Annotated in this window: 18 protein-coding genes; 13 read left to right on the top strand and 5 right to left on the bottom strand. The window is 32.0% G+C overall.

Going from position 1 to position 17,504, the window contains the following annotated elements; genetic code table 11:
• Positions 1-99 precede the first annotated feature (99 nt).
• From ACQY6M_RS00750 to ACQY6M_RS00715, 8 genes are all read left to right on the top strand, one after another.
• Entirely contained in the window at positions 100-1,053 is a 954-nt protein-coding gene (locus ACQY6M_RS00750; protein WP_428742786.1) for an acetyl-CoA carboxylase carboxyltransferase subunit alpha, read from the top strand.
• Positions 1,054-1,176: 123 nt separating this feature from the next.
• The gene (locus ACQY6M_RS00745; RefSeq protein ID WP_428742785.1) at positions 1,177-1,596 is read left to right on the top strand and encodes a hypothetical protein; all 420 of its coding nucleotides are present in this window, start codon (positions 1,177-1,179) and stop codon (positions 1,594-1,596) included.
• Between the two features lie 143 nt (positions 1,597-1,739).
• Positions 1,740-2,822, top strand: a complete 1,083-nt coding sequence (locus tag ACQY6M_RS00740) for an efflux RND transporter periplasmic adaptor subunit (RefSeq protein ID WP_428742784.1) — start codon at positions 1,740-1,742, stop codon at positions 2,820-2,822.
• Between the two features lie 22 nt (positions 2,823-2,844).
• Positions 2,845-6,093, top strand: a complete 3,249-nt coding sequence (locus ACQY6M_RS00735) for an efflux RND transporter permease subunit (RefSeq protein ID WP_428742783.1) — start codon at positions 2,845-2,847, stop codon at positions 6,091-6,093.
• Positions 6,080-7,534 (top strand): TolC family protein, encoded by a 1,455-nt coding sequence (locus ACQY6M_RS00730; RefSeq protein WP_428742782.1) that lies wholly within the window; start codon positions 6,080-6,082, stop codon positions 7,532-7,534. Before ACQY6M_RS00735 ends, ACQY6M_RS00730 begins: the two co-directional genes overlap by 14 nt.
• A 157-nt stretch (positions 7,535-7,691) precedes the next feature.
• Positions 7,692-8,564, top strand: coding sequence for a cation diffusion facilitator family transporter (locus ACQY6M_RS00725; RefSeq protein ID WP_428742781.1), 873 nt, complete (start codon positions 7,692-7,694; stop codon positions 8,562-8,564).
• 95 nt (positions 8,565-8,659) lie between these two features.
• Positions 8,660-9,469: a helix-turn-helix domain-containing protein gene (locus ACQY6M_RS00720; RefSeq protein ID WP_428742780.1), complete on the top strand. Its 810-nt coding sequence runs from the start codon at positions 8,660-8,662 to the stop codon at positions 9,467-9,469.
• Between the two features lie 69 nt (positions 9,470-9,538).
• Positions 9,539-10,165, top strand: coding sequence for an NAD(P)-dependent oxidoreductase (locus ACQY6M_RS00715; protein ID WP_428742779.1), 627 nt, complete (start codon positions 9,539-9,541; stop codon positions 10,163-10,165).
• A 65-nt stretch (positions 10,166-10,230) separates the two neighbouring features.
• Here ACQY6M_RS00715 and ACQY6M_RS00710 read toward each other — a convergent pair whose 3' ends face one another.
• Entirely contained in the window at positions 10,231-10,863 is a 633-nt protein-coding gene (locus ACQY6M_RS00710) for a 7-carboxy-7-deazaguanine synthase QueE (protein WP_428742778.1), read from the bottom strand.
• An 86-nt stretch (positions 10,864-10,949) separates the two neighbouring features.
• Here ACQY6M_RS00710 and ACQY6M_RS00705 point away from each other — a divergent pair, with 86 nt between their 5' ends.
• From ACQY6M_RS00705 to ACQY6M_RS00690, 4 genes are read left to right on the top strand one after another with little or no spacing between them, the layout of a single operon-like run.
• Complete coding sequence (locus ACQY6M_RS00705; protein ID WP_428742777.1) at positions 10,950-12,470, top strand: helicase HerA-like domain-containing protein; 1,521 nt, start codon at positions 10,950-10,952, stop codon at positions 12,468-12,470.
• A 41-nt stretch (positions 12,471-12,511) separates the two neighbouring features.
• On the top strand, positions 12,512-13,072 hold the full coding sequence (locus ACQY6M_RS00700) for a hypothetical protein (protein WP_428742776.1): 561 nt from the start codon (positions 12,512-12,514) through the stop codon (positions 13,070-13,072).
• A 43-nt stretch (positions 13,073-13,115) separates the two neighbouring features.
• Complete coding sequence (locus ACQY6M_RS00695; RefSeq protein WP_428742775.1) at positions 13,116-13,532, top strand: hypothetical protein; 417 nt, start codon at positions 13,116-13,118, stop codon at positions 13,530-13,532.
• Positions 13,533-13,537: 5 nt separating this feature from the next.
• The gene (locus ACQY6M_RS00690) at positions 13,538-13,906 is read left to right on the top strand and encodes a cupin domain-containing protein (RefSeq protein WP_428742774.1); all 369 of its coding nucleotides are present in this window, start codon (positions 13,538-13,540) and stop codon (positions 13,904-13,906) included.
• Here ACQY6M_RS00690 and ACQY6M_RS00685 read toward each other — a convergent pair.
• Together ACQY6M_RS00685 and ACQY6M_RS00680 are read right to left on the bottom strand one after the other, a co-directional pair.
• Positions 13,883-14,563 carry a ZIP family metal transporter gene (locus tag ACQY6M_RS00685; protein ID WP_428742773.1) on the bottom strand — a complete coding sequence of 227 codons (681 nt, stop codon included), beginning with the start codon at positions 14,561-14,563 and terminating at the stop codon, positions 13,883-13,885. The genes ACQY6M_RS00690 and ACQY6M_RS00685 overlap by 24 nt on opposite strands.
• Positions 14,560-15,288, bottom strand: coding sequence for a class I SAM-dependent methyltransferase (locus tag ACQY6M_RS00680; RefSeq protein WP_428742772.1), 729 nt, complete (start codon positions 15,286-15,288; stop codon positions 14,560-14,562). Before ACQY6M_RS00680 ends, ACQY6M_RS00685 begins: the two co-directional genes overlap by 4 nt.
• Positions 15,289-15,400: 112 nt before the next feature.
• On the opposite strand from ACQY6M_RS00680, the gene ACQY6M_RS00675 reads away from it, so the two are divergent.
• A complete protein-coding gene (locus ACQY6M_RS00675) occupies positions 15,401-16,582 on the top strand; it encodes a THUMP domain-containing class I SAM-dependent RNA methyltransferase (RefSeq protein WP_428742771.1) in 1,182 nt (393 codons plus the stop codon).
• Between the two features lie 31 nt (positions 16,583-16,613).
• Here the strand turns inward: ACQY6M_RS00675 and ACQY6M_RS00670 are convergent, their stop codons facing one another.
• Positions 16,614-16,916 carry a hypothetical protein gene (locus ACQY6M_RS00670; protein WP_428742770.1) on the bottom strand — a complete coding sequence of 101 codons (303 nt, stop codon included), beginning with the start codon at positions 16,914-16,916 and terminating at the stop codon, positions 16,614-16,616.
• 203 nt (positions 16,917-17,119) lie between these two features.
• Positions 17,120-17,392, bottom strand: a complete 273-nt coding sequence (locus ACQY6M_RS00665; protein WP_428742769.1) for a DUF4242 domain-containing protein — start codon at positions 17,390-17,392, stop codon at positions 17,120-17,122.
• Between the last annotated feature and the right edge of the window lie 112 nt (positions 17,393-17,504).

The raw sequence follows: 17,504 nt of genomic DNA, 5'->3' as shown, positions 1-17,504 counted from the left end.
TTTTAAGAAAGTGTATCAAGGCAAGCTGTATAAATTTTTAGTATGTTTGCCTTTACAAACGACTAACTAGAAAATTAGAAAATCAAACTATATACAACAATGGAATATTTAGATTTTGAAATGCCAATTAAAGAATTAGAAGATCAATTGGCAAAATGTTTTGATATAGGAAAGGAAAGTGAAGTTGATGTTACTGAAACATGTAAGAAAATTGAAGAAAAGCTAGAAAAAGCTAAAAAAGATATATACAAAAACTTAACTGCATGGCAACGTGTACAGTTATCTCGTCATCCGAACCGCCCGTATACATTAGATTATATCAAAGCACTTTGTGGAGATACTTTTATGGAATTACACGGTGATCGTAGTGTAAAAGATGATAAGGCGATGATTGGTGGTTTAGGTAAAATTGGAGACCAATCATTTATGTTTATTGGCCAACAAAAAGGATACAACACTAAAACACGTCAGTATCGTAATTTTGGAATGGCAAATCCTGAAGGGTACCGTAAAGCATTACGTTTAATGCGTATGGCTGAAAAATTTGGAATTCCTGTAGTAACTTTTGTAGACACTCCAGGAGCTTATCCAGGTTTAGAAGCCGAAGAGCGTGGACAAGGTGAAGCTATTGCTCGAAACATTTTTGAAATGACCTATTTAAAAACTCCAATAATTACAATAATTATTGGAGAAGGAGCATCAGGTGGAGCTTTAGGGATTGGAGTAGGAGATAGAGTTTATATGTTAGAAAACTCTTGGTATTCGGTTATATCACCAGAAAACTGTTCTTCAATTTTATGGCGTAGCTGGTCAGAAAAAGAAAGAGCAGCAGAAGCTTTAAAATTAACTGCAGAAGATGGTTTAAAATTAAAGATAGTTGACGGCATTATAAAAGAGCCAATTGGAGGAGCACACTCTGATAGAGAAGGAGCTTTTAATGCAGTACAAAAACAAATTTTAGAAGCTTATAAAGAGTTGAAAGATTTATCTCAAGAAGATTTAGTTGCTCAACGTATGGATAAGTTTTCAAACATGGGAGTGTTTAAAGACTAGAAAATAAGCAGCCCAAGTTAAAAGTATAAAACTCGCCAATTGGCGAGTTTTTTTATGTTAAAAATATTTAGATAAAAGATTTGTTTGCTATGTTAATATATATACATAATTTTGCCAGCTGAAATGAGTAATATATTTAATAAATATTTTTTTCTATTAATATTTTTACTGAAAGGAGTCACTTTTACGTATGCAGATCAGAACTCCTTTGAGAAGAACATCTATACGCTAACTTCAGAATCTACTTGTATAGAAGTTCCTACTATTGCTCAAAACACAAGCGAAGGAGTATACAATAAATTTTATCCAGAGTCTAATACAGAGAAGTTTCTTGAAGTAAATGAAATTGAAGATAAGACTCAAGATGAGGATGAAAATAAAATGTACTCACCACTATTAGGAGGATATTTTTCAGCACTTTTACATGCACAGTTTTTTGAAGAACAACGTTGTTTAATTAAAGAAAAAACACAACGCATTAAAAAGCTTTCTTCAAGCTTAACTTTAAAGTTACATGTAAAGTTTGAAGTTTTTATAATTTGATTTACCTCTTAAGACCTAATTATCTTACCTAGGTCTGTCTATTTACATCCTAAAATTTTAAGAATTTTAATTTAAACCTTTGGTTAATCATCCTTTGAAGGAGCGATTATCCATTTCACTAATTTTTTAAATAAATACAAAAAATGAAAAAAAGCTTCATTTTCATGAGCATGTGTGCGCTATTAATTCACATTAGTTGCGAAACAAAAAAAGAAACTAAGCATGACGAAACAAAGTTTCTTGTAACCAACCCAATTAAAAAAGATACATCAATTACAAAAGATTATGTGAGTCAAATACATTCTATTCAACATATAGAATTAAGAGCTCTAGAAAAAGGATATTTACAAAAAGTATTTGTTGATGAAGGTCAACATGTAAAGAAAGGGCAGTTAATGTTCCAAATTTCTCCTAATGTTTACCAAGCCGATTTACAAAAAGCTACAGCAGAAGCTAATGCAGCTGAAATAGAGTATAAGAATACACAATTATTGGCAGAAGGTAATGTAGTTTCTGAAAACGAATTGGCTTTGGCAAAAGCAAATTTCGAAAAAGCAAAAGCAGAAGTTGTGTTAGCAAAAACTCATTTAGGTTTTACAAGTATACGAGCTCCATTTGATGGTATAATGGACCATTTGCATGTGAGAAATGGTAGTTTGTTGGATGAAGGAGAGTTACTAACAACTTTGTCAGATAACAGTAAAATGTGGGTGTATTTTAATGTTCCAGAAACTGAGTATTTAGATTACATCATGAGCCAAGATAAAGGAAAGAAAAAAGAAGTAACCCTTTTAATGGCTAATAATAAAGAATTCAACCAAAAAGGAATAGTTGAAACAATTGAAGGAGAGTTTAATAACGAAACAGGAAACATTGCCTTTAGAGCTACTTTCCCTAATCCAGATGGAATATTAAGACATGGTGAGACTGGAAGTATTTTAATGAAAGTTCCTTATGAAGGGGCTTTAATTATTCCTCAAAAAGCAACTTTTGAAGTACTAGATAAAAAATATGTTTTTGTTGTAGGTAAAGATAATAAGGTAACTCAAAGAGAGATTACAGTAGAAGCAGAATTGCCACATTTATTTTTAGTAGGAAAAGGATTAACGGAAAGCGATAGAATATTGTTAGAAGGAATCCGAATGGTAAAAGATCAGCAAAAAATAAATGTTGAGTTTGAAGAACCAGGTACGGTGATGTCTGGTCTAGACTTATATGCAGAGTAAATAAAAATTAAATTCAACAAACATGTTTAGTCAATTTATAAAAAGACCTGTACTAGCAATTGTTATTTCGATAATTATTGTTTTTACTGGACTGTTAGCGATAAAACAGTTACCCATTTCACAATTTCCACAAATTGCACCTACAACGGTAAATATTTTTATCGCTTACCCAGGAGCGAGTGCGGATGTACTAGTGAATTCTACATTAATTCCTTTAGAAACTTCAATAAATGGAGTTCAAGGAATGCGATATATAGCATCTGATGCTACAAGTGCAGGAGAAGGAACCTTACGTATAATCTTTGAACCAGGTACAGATCCTAACCAGGCAGTTGTAAGGGTAAAAACAAGGGTAGATCAAGTAATGCCTCTATTACCTGAATTAGTACAGCGAGAGGGAGTAATTATTACTCCAGTACAACCAAGTATGTTAATGTATGTAAACCTTTTTAGTAAAGAGAAGAATAATGATGAAAAATTCCTTTACAATTATGCATACACCAAAATGATACCAGAAATTCAACGTATTAATGGTATTGCTAGTGCTAAAATTTTAGGAAGTAGAAAATTTGCAATGAGAGTTTGGTTAAAACCAGATAGAATGAGAGCTTATAATATTTCTGCTGAAGAAGTTTTAGAAGCGATGGAAGACCAAAGTATTCTTGCAAGACCTGGTAGATTGGGTAGAAGTTCTGGAATAACCTCGCAGTCATTAGAATACGTATTAACGTATCAAAACAGATACAATGAGCCAGATCAATATAAAGATATTATTATCCGAGCCAATGAAGAAGGAGAAATTTTAAGACTAAGAGATATTGCAGAAGTAGAGTTAGGAAGTGAGTTTTTTGATATTTACTCAAACTTAGACGGTCATCCATCTGCCTCAATCGTTTTAAAACAAACATTTGGAAGTAATGGTAGTGATGTAATAAAATCAGTAAAAGAAAAATTAGAAGAGTTAAAAGCTGATTTACCACCGGGAATTGATTTTCAAATTAGTTATGATGTTTCTAACTTTTTAGATGCTTCTATAGAACAAGTGTTACATACTCTTAGAGATGCTTTTATATTAGTAGCTGTAGTAGTGTTTTTGTTTTTAGGGGATTGGAGATCGACGTTAATACCAATTATAGCAGTACCTGTTTCATTGATTGGAGCTTTTTTTGTAATGCAATTATTTGGACTTTCTATTAACTTAATCACATTATTTGCATTAGTATTGGCGATAGGTATTGTAGTTGATGATGCAATTGTTGTAGTAGAAGCCGTCCATTTAAAGATGGAGCAAGAACATCTTACTCCTTATCAAGCTTCTAAAGCAGCACTTGGAGAAATAGGAGGAGCTATTCTTGCAATTACTTTAGTAATGGTTTCTGTATTTATACCTATTTCTTTTATGACAGGACCTGTGGGGGTTTTCTATCGACAGTTCTCTATAACAATGGCAGGTTCAATTATCATTTCAGCAGTTGTAGCACTTACATTAACACCAGTGTTGTGTGCCATGATGCTAAAAAATAACCATGGAAAGGATAGAAAAAAATCAATAGTAGATAAGTTTATTGACTGGTTTAATAAAGGGTTTGAAAAGCTTACAGGAAAGTACATTAAAGTGTTGAACAGAATTGTAGCACGAAGAGTATTAACATTTGGAATTTTATTAGCTTTCTGTGTAGGTATATTTATAACTAATAAAACATTGCCTGCAGGTTTTATACCTAACGAAGATCAAGGAATGATCTATGCAATTATTCAAACACCTCCTGGAGCTACATTAGAACGTACTAATGAAGTAGCAAGAAAACTACAACAAATATGTGAAGAAACCGAAGGAGTTGAGTCTGTTTCATCGTTGGCAGGATATGAAATCATGACAGAAGGTAGAGGTTCAAACGCAGGTACTTGTTTAATTAACTTGAAACCATGGTCAGAGCGTCATCATTCAGTTCATGAAATTATGGAAGAATTAGAGGAGGAGACGAAAGACCTAGGAGCAGTTATAGAGTATTTTGAACCACCTGCAGTACCTGGTTTTGGTTCTTCAGGAGGGTTTTCTATGCGATTATTAGATAAAACCAATTCAACAGATTATCATGAGTTTGAACGAATCAATAACAAATTCATGGAAGCATTATCTAAACGAAAAGAGTTAACAGGGTTGTTTACTTTTTATTCGGCTAATTATCCTCAATATGAATTGAAGATTGATAATAAAAAAGCCATGCAAAAAGGAGTTACTATTGGTAAAGCGATGGAAAACTTAAATGTTTTAATAGGTAGTACCTATGAACAAGGTTTTATTCGATTTGGTAGATTCTTTAAAGTGTATACACAAGCGGCACCTGAATACAGAAGAATTCCTTCTGATTTAGAAAAACTCTATGTTAAGAATGAGGAAGGAGAAATGGTACCTTATTCTGCTTTTATGAGTTTAGAGAAAAAGTTAGGCCCTAATGAGATTACGCGTTATAACTTATATAACTCTGCAGCTATTAGAGGTTTACCAGCATCAGGATACACAAGTGGTGATGCTATTAATGCAATCAAAGAAGTTGCAGTTAAAGAGTTACCAAGAGGGTATGATATAGCTTGGGAAGGACTTACTTATGATGAAGCTGGTAGAGGTAACGAGTCAGTTTACATTTTTATTATTGTTTTAGCTTTTGTGTATTTTGTATTAGCAGCTCAGTATGAGAGTTTTTTATTGCCTTTAGCAGTAATTCTTTCACTTCCTGTAGGGGTGTATGGATCGTTCACCCTTTTAAAATTAATGGGATTAGCCAACGACGTATATGCACAAATTGGAATTATCATGTTGGTTGGTTTATTGGGTAAGAATGCGGTATTAATTGTGGAGTTTGCAGTATTAAAACGCAGCCAAGGAGCAACAATCTTTGAAGCAGCCATTGAAGGTGCTAAAGAGCGATTCAGACCTATTTTAATGACCTCGTTCGCATTTATAGCAGGTTTGGTTCCGTTAGTAATAGCTCATGGAGCTGGAGCAATAGGTAACAGAACCATTGGAGGTTCTGCTTTAGGAGGAATGCTTGTAGGAACTGTTTTTGGAGTATTGATTATTCCGGGACTGTACTACATCTTTGCTAAAATGAGTGATGGTAAGAGTTTAATTAAAGATGAAGCTATTGAACCAGTTTCTGAAGAATTTATGAGAATAAATGAAGTAGAAAGTAGCAAAACAAGAGCTAAAATGGCGGAAATTAAAAAGCTTCTAAAAAAAATAATTAAAAGACAAAATGATGAAAATTAATCGAAGAAATTCATTAAAAATAACCAAAGCACACCTTTTAGGTGTGCTCACCATCTTGGTTTTTTATTCTTGTGTGCCTACTCAAGTTTTGAGAGAAGAAAATAAAGAGGTTCCAGAAAATTTTAAAAACCAACCTACTGACACATTAAATACAGCAAATGTTCAATGGCGTGAATTTTTCTCAGATCCACATCTAGTTTCATTGATAGATTTGGCTTTAAAGAATAATCAGGAATTGAACATTATGCTACAACAAGTAGCGGTTTCTAAAAACAATATTAAAGCTAAAAAAGGAGAGTATTTACCTTTTGTGAATGCATATGCAGGAGCAGAATTAGAAAAAGCAGGAAAATATACCAGAGATGGTGCAGTTGAAGAGAATCTTAATATTACTGAAGACGAGAAATTTCCTGAGCCTTTAACTAATTTTTCTTTAGGGCTTTCTGCCTCTTGGGAATTAGATGTTTGGAAGAAATTACGTAACGAGAAGAAAGCTGCTGTGCTTGAGTATTTAGCTACTGTTGAAGGAAAAAACTTCATGGTAACTAATTTGGTTTCAGAAATAGCAGATTCATATTATGAACTAGAAGCATTAGATAATGAATTGTCTATGGTTTCTCAAAACTTAGAAATTCAGAAAAATGCACTAGAAATGGTAAAACTGCAAAAGCAGGCAGCAAGAACTACTGAGTTAGCTGTACGTAGGTTTGAAGCAAGTGTGTTAAAAAACCAAAGTCATTTATACGAAATTCAGCAAAAAGTAATTGAGACTGAGAATAAAATTAACTTTTTAGTAGGTAGATATCCACAGCATATAGAAAGAGATTCTGATAATTTTATCGATAAACCAATCGCAGCTGTGCATGCAGGAATTCCATCGCAATTATTGTTTAACAGACCTGATTTAAGAAAAGCTGAGTATGAACTTTCAGCGGCAAAATTGAATACTAAAATAGCTAAGGCGAATTTCTTTCCGTCCATTGGTATTAAAGCAGGTGTAGGTTTACAAGCATTCAAACCTAAATTTCTGACTTCTACACCAGAGTCATTAGTGTATTCTTTGGCAGGTGATATTGTGGGACCATTAATTAACAGAAACGCTATAAAATCTGAATATAAAACAGCTAATGATAGACAGTTACAAGCTGTGTATGAGTACGAAAAAACTATTTTAAATGCGTATTTGGAAGTAGCTAATGAACTTTCAAAAATAGATAACTTAAAATACAGTTATAGTTTGAAAGAGCAACAAGTTGAAGCATTAAACGAGTCTATCGAACTCTCAATTCGTTTATTTAAATCGGCCAGAGCAGAGTATACCGAAGTATTATTAACTCAAAGAGAAGCATTGGAGTCAAAAATTGAAATCATAGAAACTAAAAGAGATCAATTAATGGCTAATGTGAAAGTATATAAAGCCTTAGGTGGTGGATGGAATTAAACTTTTTAATTATTATATGATTAATTGTTGTTAACAAAGTGATAGTTCTTTTATGTATTATCCAAAAACTCGCCTATTAGGCGAGTTTTTTTTGATTATACAAAGGTTTTCAAGTATTTTCGTTGTAGCCCAAAAGTTATATAACATCTTATATTTAATGAGTAAAGAGCAATCTGCCATACGAACTACTTATTTTAGTGTTTTAAGCAATGCTAGTTTAGCCATTATAAAAGGACTAGCTGGTTTTTTTGGAAATTCGTACGCGCTTATTGCAGATGCTATTGAATCAACAACCGATGTTTTTTCTTCTATTTTAGTGTTATTAGGGTTAACATATGCGAAGCGACCAGCAGATAAAAATCATCCGTACGGACATGGAAAAATAGAGCCTTTAATCACTTTTATTGTTGTGGCATTTTTGGTGACTTCAGCAACAGTTATAGCCTATGAAAGTATTCTACATATTCAAACCCCACATAAGATTCCTGAACCATGGACTTTACTTGTGTTAGGCGGAATCATCATATGGAAAGAAATATCATTCCAAATCGTAATCAAAAAAAGTAAAGAAACCAATAGTTCATCTCTTAGAGCGGATGCATGGCATCATAGAAGCGATGCAATTACATCCGTAATGGCATTTATTGGAATTTCTATAGCACTTATTTTTAAAGAAGGCTATGAAACAGCTGACGATTGGGCTGCTTTATTTGCTTCTGCTTTTATTTTATATAATAGCTATTTGATTTTTAGACCAGCCTTAGGAGAGGTAATGGATGAACATGTATATGATGATTTAATAGAAGAAATAAGAGAAAAATCGTTAGAGGTAGAAGGTGTTTTAGGAACAGAAAAATGTTTTGTTCGTAAAGCAGGGATGCGATATCATGTAGATTTACACGCTATAGTTGATAGTGATATTACAGTAAAAGAAGGACATGAAATCGCACACAAACTAAAAGATTATTTAAGAGAAAAACTCCCAGATCTGGGGCATGTTTTAATTCATATAGAACCTAATGAGTATTAGGTGTTAGTAAGCTATATGCATATTGTAGCTCTTCCAGTTTCATTCTTACATAAAATTCGGTTAAATTTATTCTAAATTAAAAAGAGAAGAAAAAAGTGTTTAAAGGAAAAGAGAAATATAGCGACGATATAAAACCATATGTGAAAGATATATTTGTTTTTGAAGAAAAAGACTCCAAAATTAAAACCTCTTTACCTTTTTTTGCTGATGGTTATCCCGGAATTATCTTTTGCGTTTCTTCAAATGGACTTTTTTTAAAACACAAAAACAAAAGGCTCTCAGAATTCTTTTTATATGGACAAACCATAAACCCTATTGAGTTATATGTTGAAGGCGCATATAAGATGATTGTGTTTCAAATGTTACCCTCTGCAGTTCGAATTCTTTTGGGTGTTGAACCAAAAATACTTAACGATGATTGTTATGATTTAACACAGTTATCCGAAACTATTAATCAAAGAAGTGTTGAGTGTTTGAATAAAACGAATAACACAAAAGAACAAGTGAAAATTGTTTCTAAATACTTAACTCATATTATTGAAAAAAGTACTTTAAATACTGATAAATCAATTGTATTAGCAATTAATATTGTACTTCAATGTAAAGGGAAAATTACCGTTACTGAACTACGAAAAAAACTTTTTTTAACTGAAAGAACGCTTGAAAGGAGGTTTGTAAAAGAAATTGGGGTAACTCCAAAAATCTTTTGTAAGATTATTCAATTCCAAAATTCATTGATTCAAATATCCGACAATGAAAATAATCGAATGATAGATGTTGCTTATGAAAATGGGTTTTCAGACCAATCGCATTTTATCAAAACATTTAAAAAATATGCAGGAGTAACGCCGTCAGAATTTCAATATTTACCGGCACTTGCTAATTTTCTTCAAACGACCGATTGACGGTTTTGTACAATGTTAAAGCCTTTTATAATTTGATATTTGTCTTATAGAATTTAAAAAAGATATCATATGAAAATTATAGTTTTTGGTGCAACAGGTAGTGTTGGAATGGAAATAGTAAAGCAAGCTTTAAAGCAAGGGCATGAAGTAACAGCATTTGTAAGAAACCCTAATAAATTACAAGTTGAAAAATCTTCAAACCTTCAATTATTTAAAGGTGATATAGCCAATGCTGAGAGTGTAAAAAAAGCGGTACAAAATCAAGAAGCGGTATTATGTGCCATTGGAGATGGGAAAGTAGGCGAAATAAGAGATATAGGAACTAAAAATATTGTAGAAGCTATGGAAAAGACCAATGTAAAAAGACTAATTTGTCAAACAACACTTGGAATGGGAGATAGTTATAACAATCTTAATTTTATTTGGAAGCATATAATGTTTGGATTTTTACTTAAAAAAGCATTTCATGACCATAAATTACAAGAGCAACATATTTTAAACAGTGATTTAAACTATACTATAGTTAGACCGAGTGCTTTTACAGACGGGGGCATAACCCAAAATTATAAAAAAGGATTTGATGGAAGTTTTAAAAAGCTGAATCTTAAAATTTCTCGTGCAGATGTAGCTTATTGTATGCTTGAAGTACTCAATAAGAATAAGAGTATAAAAGAGGCAATAAGTATTTCAAACTAATTAGTTTGTTATTGAGTAATATATAATCATAAACAAAAAGCAACCTAAACTAGGTTGCTTTTTGTTTATGGTATATTTAAATACTTATGTGTTTGTAAGGAAATTTTCCATTTAGGGTTTTCCATCACATAATCAATAATTAATGGAGTCATTTTTTCTTTTTTGCTCCACTCAGGTTGTAAAAACAACTTACAATTTTTACCAACCTTGGCAGCTTGTTCTTCTGCAAACTGAAAATCATTTTTATTGTGAATAATCATTTTCAATTCATCCGCTTCTTGGTAAGCACGCTCTAAAGGTAATTTTGTTTTTTTAGGAGATAAACAAAACCAATCCCAAACTCCTGAAAAATCATAGGCTCCTGAAGTTTCAATATGCGTTTTGATTCCTTCTTCTTGAAGTTTATTAGTAATATAATCCAAACTCCACATTAAGGGCTCACCGCCTGTAATAACAACTGTTTCAGCATGTTTTTTTGCATTTTCAACAATGAGGTCTGTTTTTGTTGGAGGGTGTAAATTAGCATCCCAGCTTTCCTTCACATCACACCAATGACATCCAACATCGCAACCACCAATACGAATAAAATATGCAGCAGTACCAGTATGCGCACCTTCTCCTTGAATTGTGTAAAATTCCTCCATCAACGGAAGCATTTCTCCCGTATTAATTAACTCTTGTACTTCTTTTATCAACATAAGGGTGCAAAGATAGGCAACATTAAAATTTAATGGATGATTTTTGTTACTTTTACGTGTTTTTATCACAAAAAAGTTCGAAAAGAATGAGTAAAACGGAAGAGTTTTTCAATTACATTAACGAAGGGTATACAACTAAAGGAGAGTTTATTACGTTGGGAGCAGGAATGTTAGGTGAAGAAACAGTAACCAATGCTTTGGTAAATATTCCTTTAAAAACATTAAATCGCCACGGATTAATTGCTGGGGCTACAGGGACAGGAAAAACTAAAACCTTACAGGTATTGGCAGAGAACATGTCTGAAAAAGGAATCCCTGTATTGTTGATGGATGTAAAAGGAGATTTAAGTGGATTGGCACAACCGAGCCCTGGACATGTTAAAATAAATGAACGTCACGAAAAAATTGGAATACCGTTTGCACCAACAAAATTTCCTATTGAAATCTTATCAATTTCAGAACAAGATGGAGTACGTTTACGCGCTACTGTTTCTGAGTTTGGACCTGTGTTATTATCTCGAATTTTAGATTTGACAGAAACGCAATCGGGCATTGTTGCAATCATTTTTAAGTATTGTGATGATCATCAGTTACCGTTACTGGATTTAAAAGATTTTAAAAAGATTCTTCAATACATAACGAACGAAGGTAAAGAAGAGGTTCAAGAAGAATACGGACGAATTTCAACAGCGAGTACAGGAGCTATTTTAAGAAAAGTAGTTGAAATAGAGCAGCAAGGTGGAGATTTGTTTTTTGGAGAAAAATCGTTTGATGTAGATGATTTAACTCGCATCGATGAAAATGGACGTGGAGTGATTTCTGTACTACGTTTAACAGATATTCAAGACAGACCCAAGTTATTTTCAACCTTCATGTTACAGTTATTAGCTGAGGTATATGAAACATTTCCTGAGCAAGGTGATAGCGGTCGACCAGAATTAATCATTTTTATAGATGAAGCTCATTTGGTTTTTGACGAGGCATCAAAAGCTTTATTAAGCCAAATAGAAAGTATCGTGAAGTTGATTCGTTCAAAAGGAATAGGATTATATTTTGTTACTCAAAATCCAAAGGATGTTCCAGAAGATGTGTTGGCACAATTAGGAATGAAAATTCAGCATGCTTTACGAGCATTTACTGCGAAAGACAGGAAAGCAATTAAATTAGCTGCAGAAAATTATCCAGATTCTGAATATTACGATACTAAAGAAGAATTAACGCAGTTAGGAATAGGAGAGGCTTTAGTTTCTGTATTGAATGAAAAAGGAATTCCAACTCCATTGGCAAGAACCATGTTGCGAGCTCCAATGAGTAGAATGGATGTGTTGACAGAAAAAGAAATAAAGCAAGTATTGGATAATTCGAGGTTGATTCCGAAGTATAATGATACAATAGATAGAGAGAGTGCTTATGAGTTATTGAATGAAAAGATTGAAAAACTCAACAAGGAGCAAGAAAAAGAGGAAGAGAGAAAAGAAGAAGAGAAAACACGAAGAAAATCTTCTTCATCACGCACTAGTACTCGTATGAATCCAGTTGTAAAAGTATTAACGAGCGCTACTTTTATTAGAGCAGCCTTTGGAATCTTAAAAAAAGTAATAAAATAACAAATAGAAAGAATAGACGTTTTAAATATAAAAGAAGATCAATGAGAAAATTAATGAAACCTTTAGCAATTGCTGTAATGTCAATAATGTTTGTGCAATGTGGAAACAGTAAATTTGATATTGCGAAAGGAAAAGTTGGACAGTTGACAACCAAAACAACCGTAAAAGAGATTGATAATATTTTCAAGCAAGATTCAGTTGTTAAAATTTTAAGTGAAGGAGCTAAGGGAAATAACCTTTTTCAAGAAGACGATCAGTATTTAGTATATGAAAAGGGAGGTAAGCACTTATTAACGATAACTCCAAAAGAACAGTTAGATTCTACTTCAACAATTAAAAGTATTGAGGTTTTTGATGATCGTTTTAAAACAAAAACAGGATTAAACATCAAATCTACGTTTCAAGAAATTAATGCAAATGCAAAAGTAAGTAAAGTAGAATCATCGTTTTCATCGGCAACTTTATTTATCGATGATTTAAACGCTACCATTACGATTGATAATGAAGACTTAGGTTTAAAAGATTTTAGTACACAAAAAGTTACTAAAGAGCAAATTCCTGACTTAGCAAAAATAAAATCATTTACCATTTGGTTTAACTAAAACATACGAAGCCGAAACATTTGTTTCGGCTTTTTTGTAAAAAATGTTTTATTCTGAAGAAGAATTAAAAGAACAAGAAATTCAAGTTAGTAGTAAACTATATTTAGTTTTTATACCAATATTCATTATATGTGGGCTTTTAGGATATTTTCAAGTTAATTCTTTAGATTGTAATAAGAGAAGGTATGAAAATAATAGAGAACTTTATTTTAAAGGAATTGTAATTGATAAAAGAAAGGAAGGAGACTACCGTAGAGCAAGAAAATATGTTGTTTTAGATAGTTATCATGAAGAGCAGGTAGATAATTTTATATATAAAAAAATATCTGTAGGTGATTCTGTAGTGAAAGGGAAAGGGAGTGATTCTATCTATTTTTATTTTAAAACAGGGAAAGTGATAATTCAAGATTATAATAAAGCTTATAGGGAAAAGTATTATAAATTACTAAATGAAGAATAATTATTATGAGTAAAAAATATACAATACAAAAAGCTCCATTTGTAGTACCAACTACAGATGGAAAATTGATAGAAGAGCATTTTGGAAATGCTACGGATGGGAATTCAAAAGTAAGTATTGCCCATATGATTGCACCTCCAGGATGGAGCGAGCCTTTTCAAACCCCAAAATTTGAAGAGTATACTTACATTATTAAAGGAAAAAAGCAATTCAATATTGATGGTGAAATCGTAGTGTTAGAAGCTGGTCAATCTATCAAGATTGAAAAGAATACTCGAATTCAATATTCTAACCCGTTTACAGAACCTTGTGAATATTTAGCTGTTTGTTTACCTGCCTTTTCGATAGATTTAGTGCATAGAGAAGATAGTTAACAACACTCCTAAAATAATAGCTGCAAATTTTTTGTAATTGAACTTGTGATTTTCGGTACTTTCAAAAAGAATAATAGTTGAGATGTGTAAAAACACTCCAATAATCAATGCGGTAATTTCTGTGTGATATTGTGAAATGATTGGAGCTTTATCTGAAACTAAAATTCCTAGAGGACTCATCAAAGCAAACACGGTTAAAAACAAAAAGATATGTTGTTTTGAGTACTTTGCAAATAGTAAAAATGTAGTCAAAACGATAGCAATCGGAATTTTATGAACAATAATAGCCCATAATAAATTGTCATTAGCATGATGAATTGGCAATCCTTCAGAAAAAGCATGAATACACAAACTTACAAACAATAACCAAGGAAATTTAGAGGCATCTGAATGTATGTGAATATGCCCGTGTTCTGCTCCTTTAGAAAACGATTCTAATATCGATTGAATAATAATTCCTACCAATATTAAAATACCTACTTGTTTTGTGTTATCAGTATGATGATATACTTCAGGTAATAAATGTAAAATGGTTACCGAAAGTAAATACGAACCACTAAAAGCTAATAATAAGCGAACAAAGGTATTACTAGGCTTTAGTACAAAAACTAAAATAGCACCTATTAAAACTGATAAAATCAATAAGATGTAACTCATTTAGCAACTATAATTAAGCGGTCAGATGACTGTGAATTGAATTCATTTAGGTTATAATCGCCAAAAACATGTGCAATAGTTAAGTTTGCCTGTTTAAAATACGATTGTAACTTTTCTAAAGTTAAAAATTTTACGCGCTCAGTATAGGAATGTAATTTTCCTTCAGCAGTAAAAGAAATGTGTTTTAAAATAAAACCATCTTTAATTTCTTTTTGAATATGGAATTCAATATCGTCAATAGTTTTTACTTCTTCTTTAATTAGTGTGTTTTTTACCTTTTCAACATTTAAAAAATCCAAGACAAAAACTCCGTTTTCTTTTAACCCGTTTTGAATACTTTTTAAAACAGCAATATCTTCATTGTCATCTTCAAAATAACCAAAACTAGTAAATAGGTTGAAAACAGCATCGTATTTGTTTTCAATGGGTTTTCTCATATCCCAAACTTCAAAATGCAATGTTTCGTTTTCAAATTGTTTCGCAAAAGCGATACTATTTTCACTTAAATCCCCTCCCACAACATCATAGCCTAATAAGTTTAGATAAACTGCATGACGTCCTTTTCCGCATGGCAAATCAGCAATACGGCTTAATTTTGGTAATTGTAAAAAAGAAGTGATATTTCGCATAAAAAACTGTGCATCCGCATCATTTCTATGCTTATATAAAATATGATAGTATGGCGTATTAAACCAAGAAGTAAACCAATCTGTATTTGTATTCATAACTCTAAGGTCTGCAAAAATACGTAAAACTTACGTTTTTTATATTCAAAGTGGAAAAGATTCATAACAACCCAAAATTAGCTGTACTTTTGCAGTGAAATTTTACAGTTACATGGAAAAAGATTTTAAAATGACTGCCATTACCATGGCAGGTTTAGAAGGTGTTTTAGCAGACGAATTACGTCAGTTAGGAGCGATGGAAGTGAAAGAAGGAGTGAGAAGTGTTGCTTTTAAAGGTGATAAAGGTTTTATGTACAAAGCCAATATTGCATTGCGTACCGCTATTCGTATCTTAAAACCAATTAAACGCAGTAAAGTTTTTGATGAAGAGGATTTATATGAAGCGATTCAACGTGTAAAGTGGGAACGTTTTTTAGATGTAGATGGAACTTTTGCTATTGGAGCTGTCGTGAATTCTAAAAACTTTACGTCAAATTCACATTATATCAGTTTAAAATCGAAGGATGCTATTGCTGATTATTTTATGCACAAGTATAAAAAGCGTCCGAATGTAGATTTAAAATATCCAGATGTAAAAATTCATGTTCACATTCATAAAGAATGGTTAACTATTTCGTTGGATTCTTCTGGTGAGTCGTTACACAAGCGTGGATATCGTAGTGCTACGAATATTGCGCCGATTAATGAGGTATTGGCAGCAGGGTTAATTTTACTATCAGGTTATAAAGGAGAAGAGAATTTTATTGATCCGATGTGTGGTTCGGGAACCATTTTGATTGAAGCAGCAATGATTGCAAATCAAATTCCTGCAAATATTAACCGTAAGCACTTTGCCTTTGAAAATTGGAACGATTACGATGAAGATTTATATTTCATTATTCAAGATTCGTTGTTAAAGAAAATACGTAGCTCACACTTTAAAATTATGGGTTTCGATAAGGCACCGTCAGCAGTTAGAAAGGCACAACAGAATATTATCAATGCGAATTTAGATGAGTTTATAGGGGTGCATCATGTAAATTTTTTCAACTCTAAAAAAGAAGTTTTTGGAAAAACGACAATTTTATTCAACCCTCCTTATGGAGAACGTTTAAATATTGATGTAGAGGAATTTTATAGAAAAATAGGAGACACCTTAAAGAACAATTATCCGAATTCAACAGCATGGTTAATCACGTCAGATATTGAGGCGTTAAAGCATGTAGGATTACGAACTTCTAAAAGAATACCATTAAAGAATGCCGATTTAGATTGTCGTTTTGTAAAATACGAATTGTACGAAGGTAGTAAGAAAGAAAAAAAGAATTCCTCTTTTAATGATGAGGAAGAATAATAAAAAAAACTCCGCTTGAAAGCGGAGTTTTTTATTTAGAGTTTTGTTCTTGTTCTATTTTTTTTAAAGTCTCTTGTAATTGTTTTTGTTTGGCTTTAAGGGCTTCTTGTTTACTCTTTGCAATAGAATCTTGCTCTTTATTTGCTTTTTCAACAACCATTTTATACTCTTTTTCCTTTACCTCTTTAGCTGTTTGTACAACCCATTCATTTTGTTCAGTAATTTTAGCATCTATTATTTGTTGACGGTGGTGTTTTTTATAAAGTTTACCACCTACAACAATAACTATCAATACAACAATTACAATAGTCTTTTTTACTTGTTTTGTGTTCATTTTTTAGGAATTAATAATTCATTATTAAATTTTTTAAATAGTATGTTGAAAGATAATATTTGTAGTTTTATTTACTTGATAGCTAATGTATTAAAAAATATAGTAAACCTTAAAAAACAAAACTCGCAATAACTATTGCGAGTTTTATTAGAAAAGTTTTTTTATAAAATTAAAAGGACAATATTTTAATTAATATACTTAATTTATTCCGCGGTAATAGGATCAATAATAGTTGAAACTTTACTGATTTTACTTATGGGGAACCCACCTTTTTCGGCATGTTCACGAATCTTTGACTCGCTAGGAGCATTATAAATACAGTATATTTTATTATCAGTTACATAGCTTTGTACCCATTGTATTTTTGGACCTAGTTCATCTAAAACATCACAAGAAGTTTGTGAAATTTCTTTTAATTGGTCAGAAGTTAAATCACCAGCTCCTGACATTTCTCGCTCAATAACGTACTTTGGCATAATCTTAAAATTTAATTCCTACTCGTTTGGTTTTTCGGATATACCCCGTTTTTAAATGGTTTCTGGACTCCATTTGTAGTTGTTTTTGAGGGCAAGAAGTTGATTGCTAAGT

The sequence above is a fragment of the Tenacibaculum sp. genome, from assembly GCF_050290165.1.
GTDB lineage: Bacteria > Bacteroidota > Bacteroidia > Flavobacteriales > Flavobacteriaceae > Polaribacter.
This window is presented reverse-complemented; position numbering and strand designations above follow the sequence as displayed.

Bases quoted from the DNA above. Each gene is read 5' to 3' on its own strand.
- ACQY6M_RS00750 (WP_428742786.1), top strand. From the start codon at position 100: ATGGAATATTTAGATTTTGAAATGCCAATTAAAGAATTAGAAGATCAA.
- ACQY6M_RS00745 (WP_428742785.1), top strand. From the start codon at position 1,177: ATGAGTAATATATTTAATAAATATTTTTTTCTATTAATATTTTTACTG.
- ACQY6M_RS00740 (WP_428742784.1), top strand. From the start codon at position 1,740: ATGAAAAAAAGCTTCATTTTCATGAGCATGTGTGCGCTATTAATTCAC.
- ACQY6M_RS00735 (WP_428742783.1), top strand. From the start codon at position 2,845: ATGTTTAGTCAATTTATAAAAAGACCTGTACTAGCAATTGTTATTTCG.
- ACQY6M_RS00730 (WP_428742782.1), top strand. From the start codon at position 6,080: ATGATGAAAATTAATCGAAGAAATTCATTAAAAATAACCAAAGCACAC.
- ACQY6M_RS00725 (WP_428742781.1), top strand. From the start codon at position 7,692: ATGAGTAAAGAGCAATCTGCCATACGAACTACTTATTTTAGTGTTTTA.
- ACQY6M_RS00715 (WP_428742779.1), top strand. From the start codon at position 9,539: ATGAAAATTATAGTTTTTGGTGCAACAGGTAGTGTTGGAATGGAAATA.
- ACQY6M_RS00710 (WP_428742778.1), bottom strand. From the start codon at position 10,863: ATGTTGATAAAAGAAGTACAAGAGTTAATTAATACGGGAGAAATGCTT.
- ACQY6M_RS00705 (WP_428742777.1), top strand. From the start codon at position 10,950: ATGAGTAAAACGGAAGAGTTTTTCAATTACATTAACGAAGGGTATACA.
- ACQY6M_RS00700 (WP_428742776.1), top strand. From the start codon at position 12,512: ATGAGAAAATTAATGAAACCTTTAGCAATTGCTGTAATGTCAATAATG.
- ACQY6M_RS00695 (WP_428742775.1), top strand. From the start codon at position 13,116: ATGTTTTATTCTGAAGAAGAATTAAAAGAACAAGAAATTCAAGTTAGT.
- ACQY6M_RS00690 (WP_428742774.1), top strand. From the start codon at position 13,538: ATGAGTAAAAAATATACAATACAAAAAGCTCCATTTGTAGTACCAACT.
- ACQY6M_RS00685 (WP_428742773.1), bottom strand. From the start codon at position 14,563: ATGAGTTACATCTTATTGATTTTATCAGTTTTAATAGGTGCTATTTTA.
- ACQY6M_RS00680 (WP_428742772.1), bottom strand. From the start codon at position 15,288: ATGAATACAAATACAGATTGGTTTACTTCTTGGTTTAATACGCCATAC.
- ACQY6M_RS00675 (WP_428742771.1), top strand. From the start codon at position 15,401: ATGGAAAAAGATTTTAAAATGACTGCCATTACCATGGCAGGTTTAGAA.
- ACQY6M_RS00670 (WP_428742770.1), bottom strand. From the start codon at position 16,916: ATGAACACAAAACAAGTAAAAAAGACTATTGTAATTGTTGTATTGATA.
- ACQY6M_RS00665 (WP_428742769.1), bottom strand. From the start codon at position 17,392: ATGCCAAAGTACGTTATTGAGCGAGAAATGTCAGGAGCTGGTGATTTA.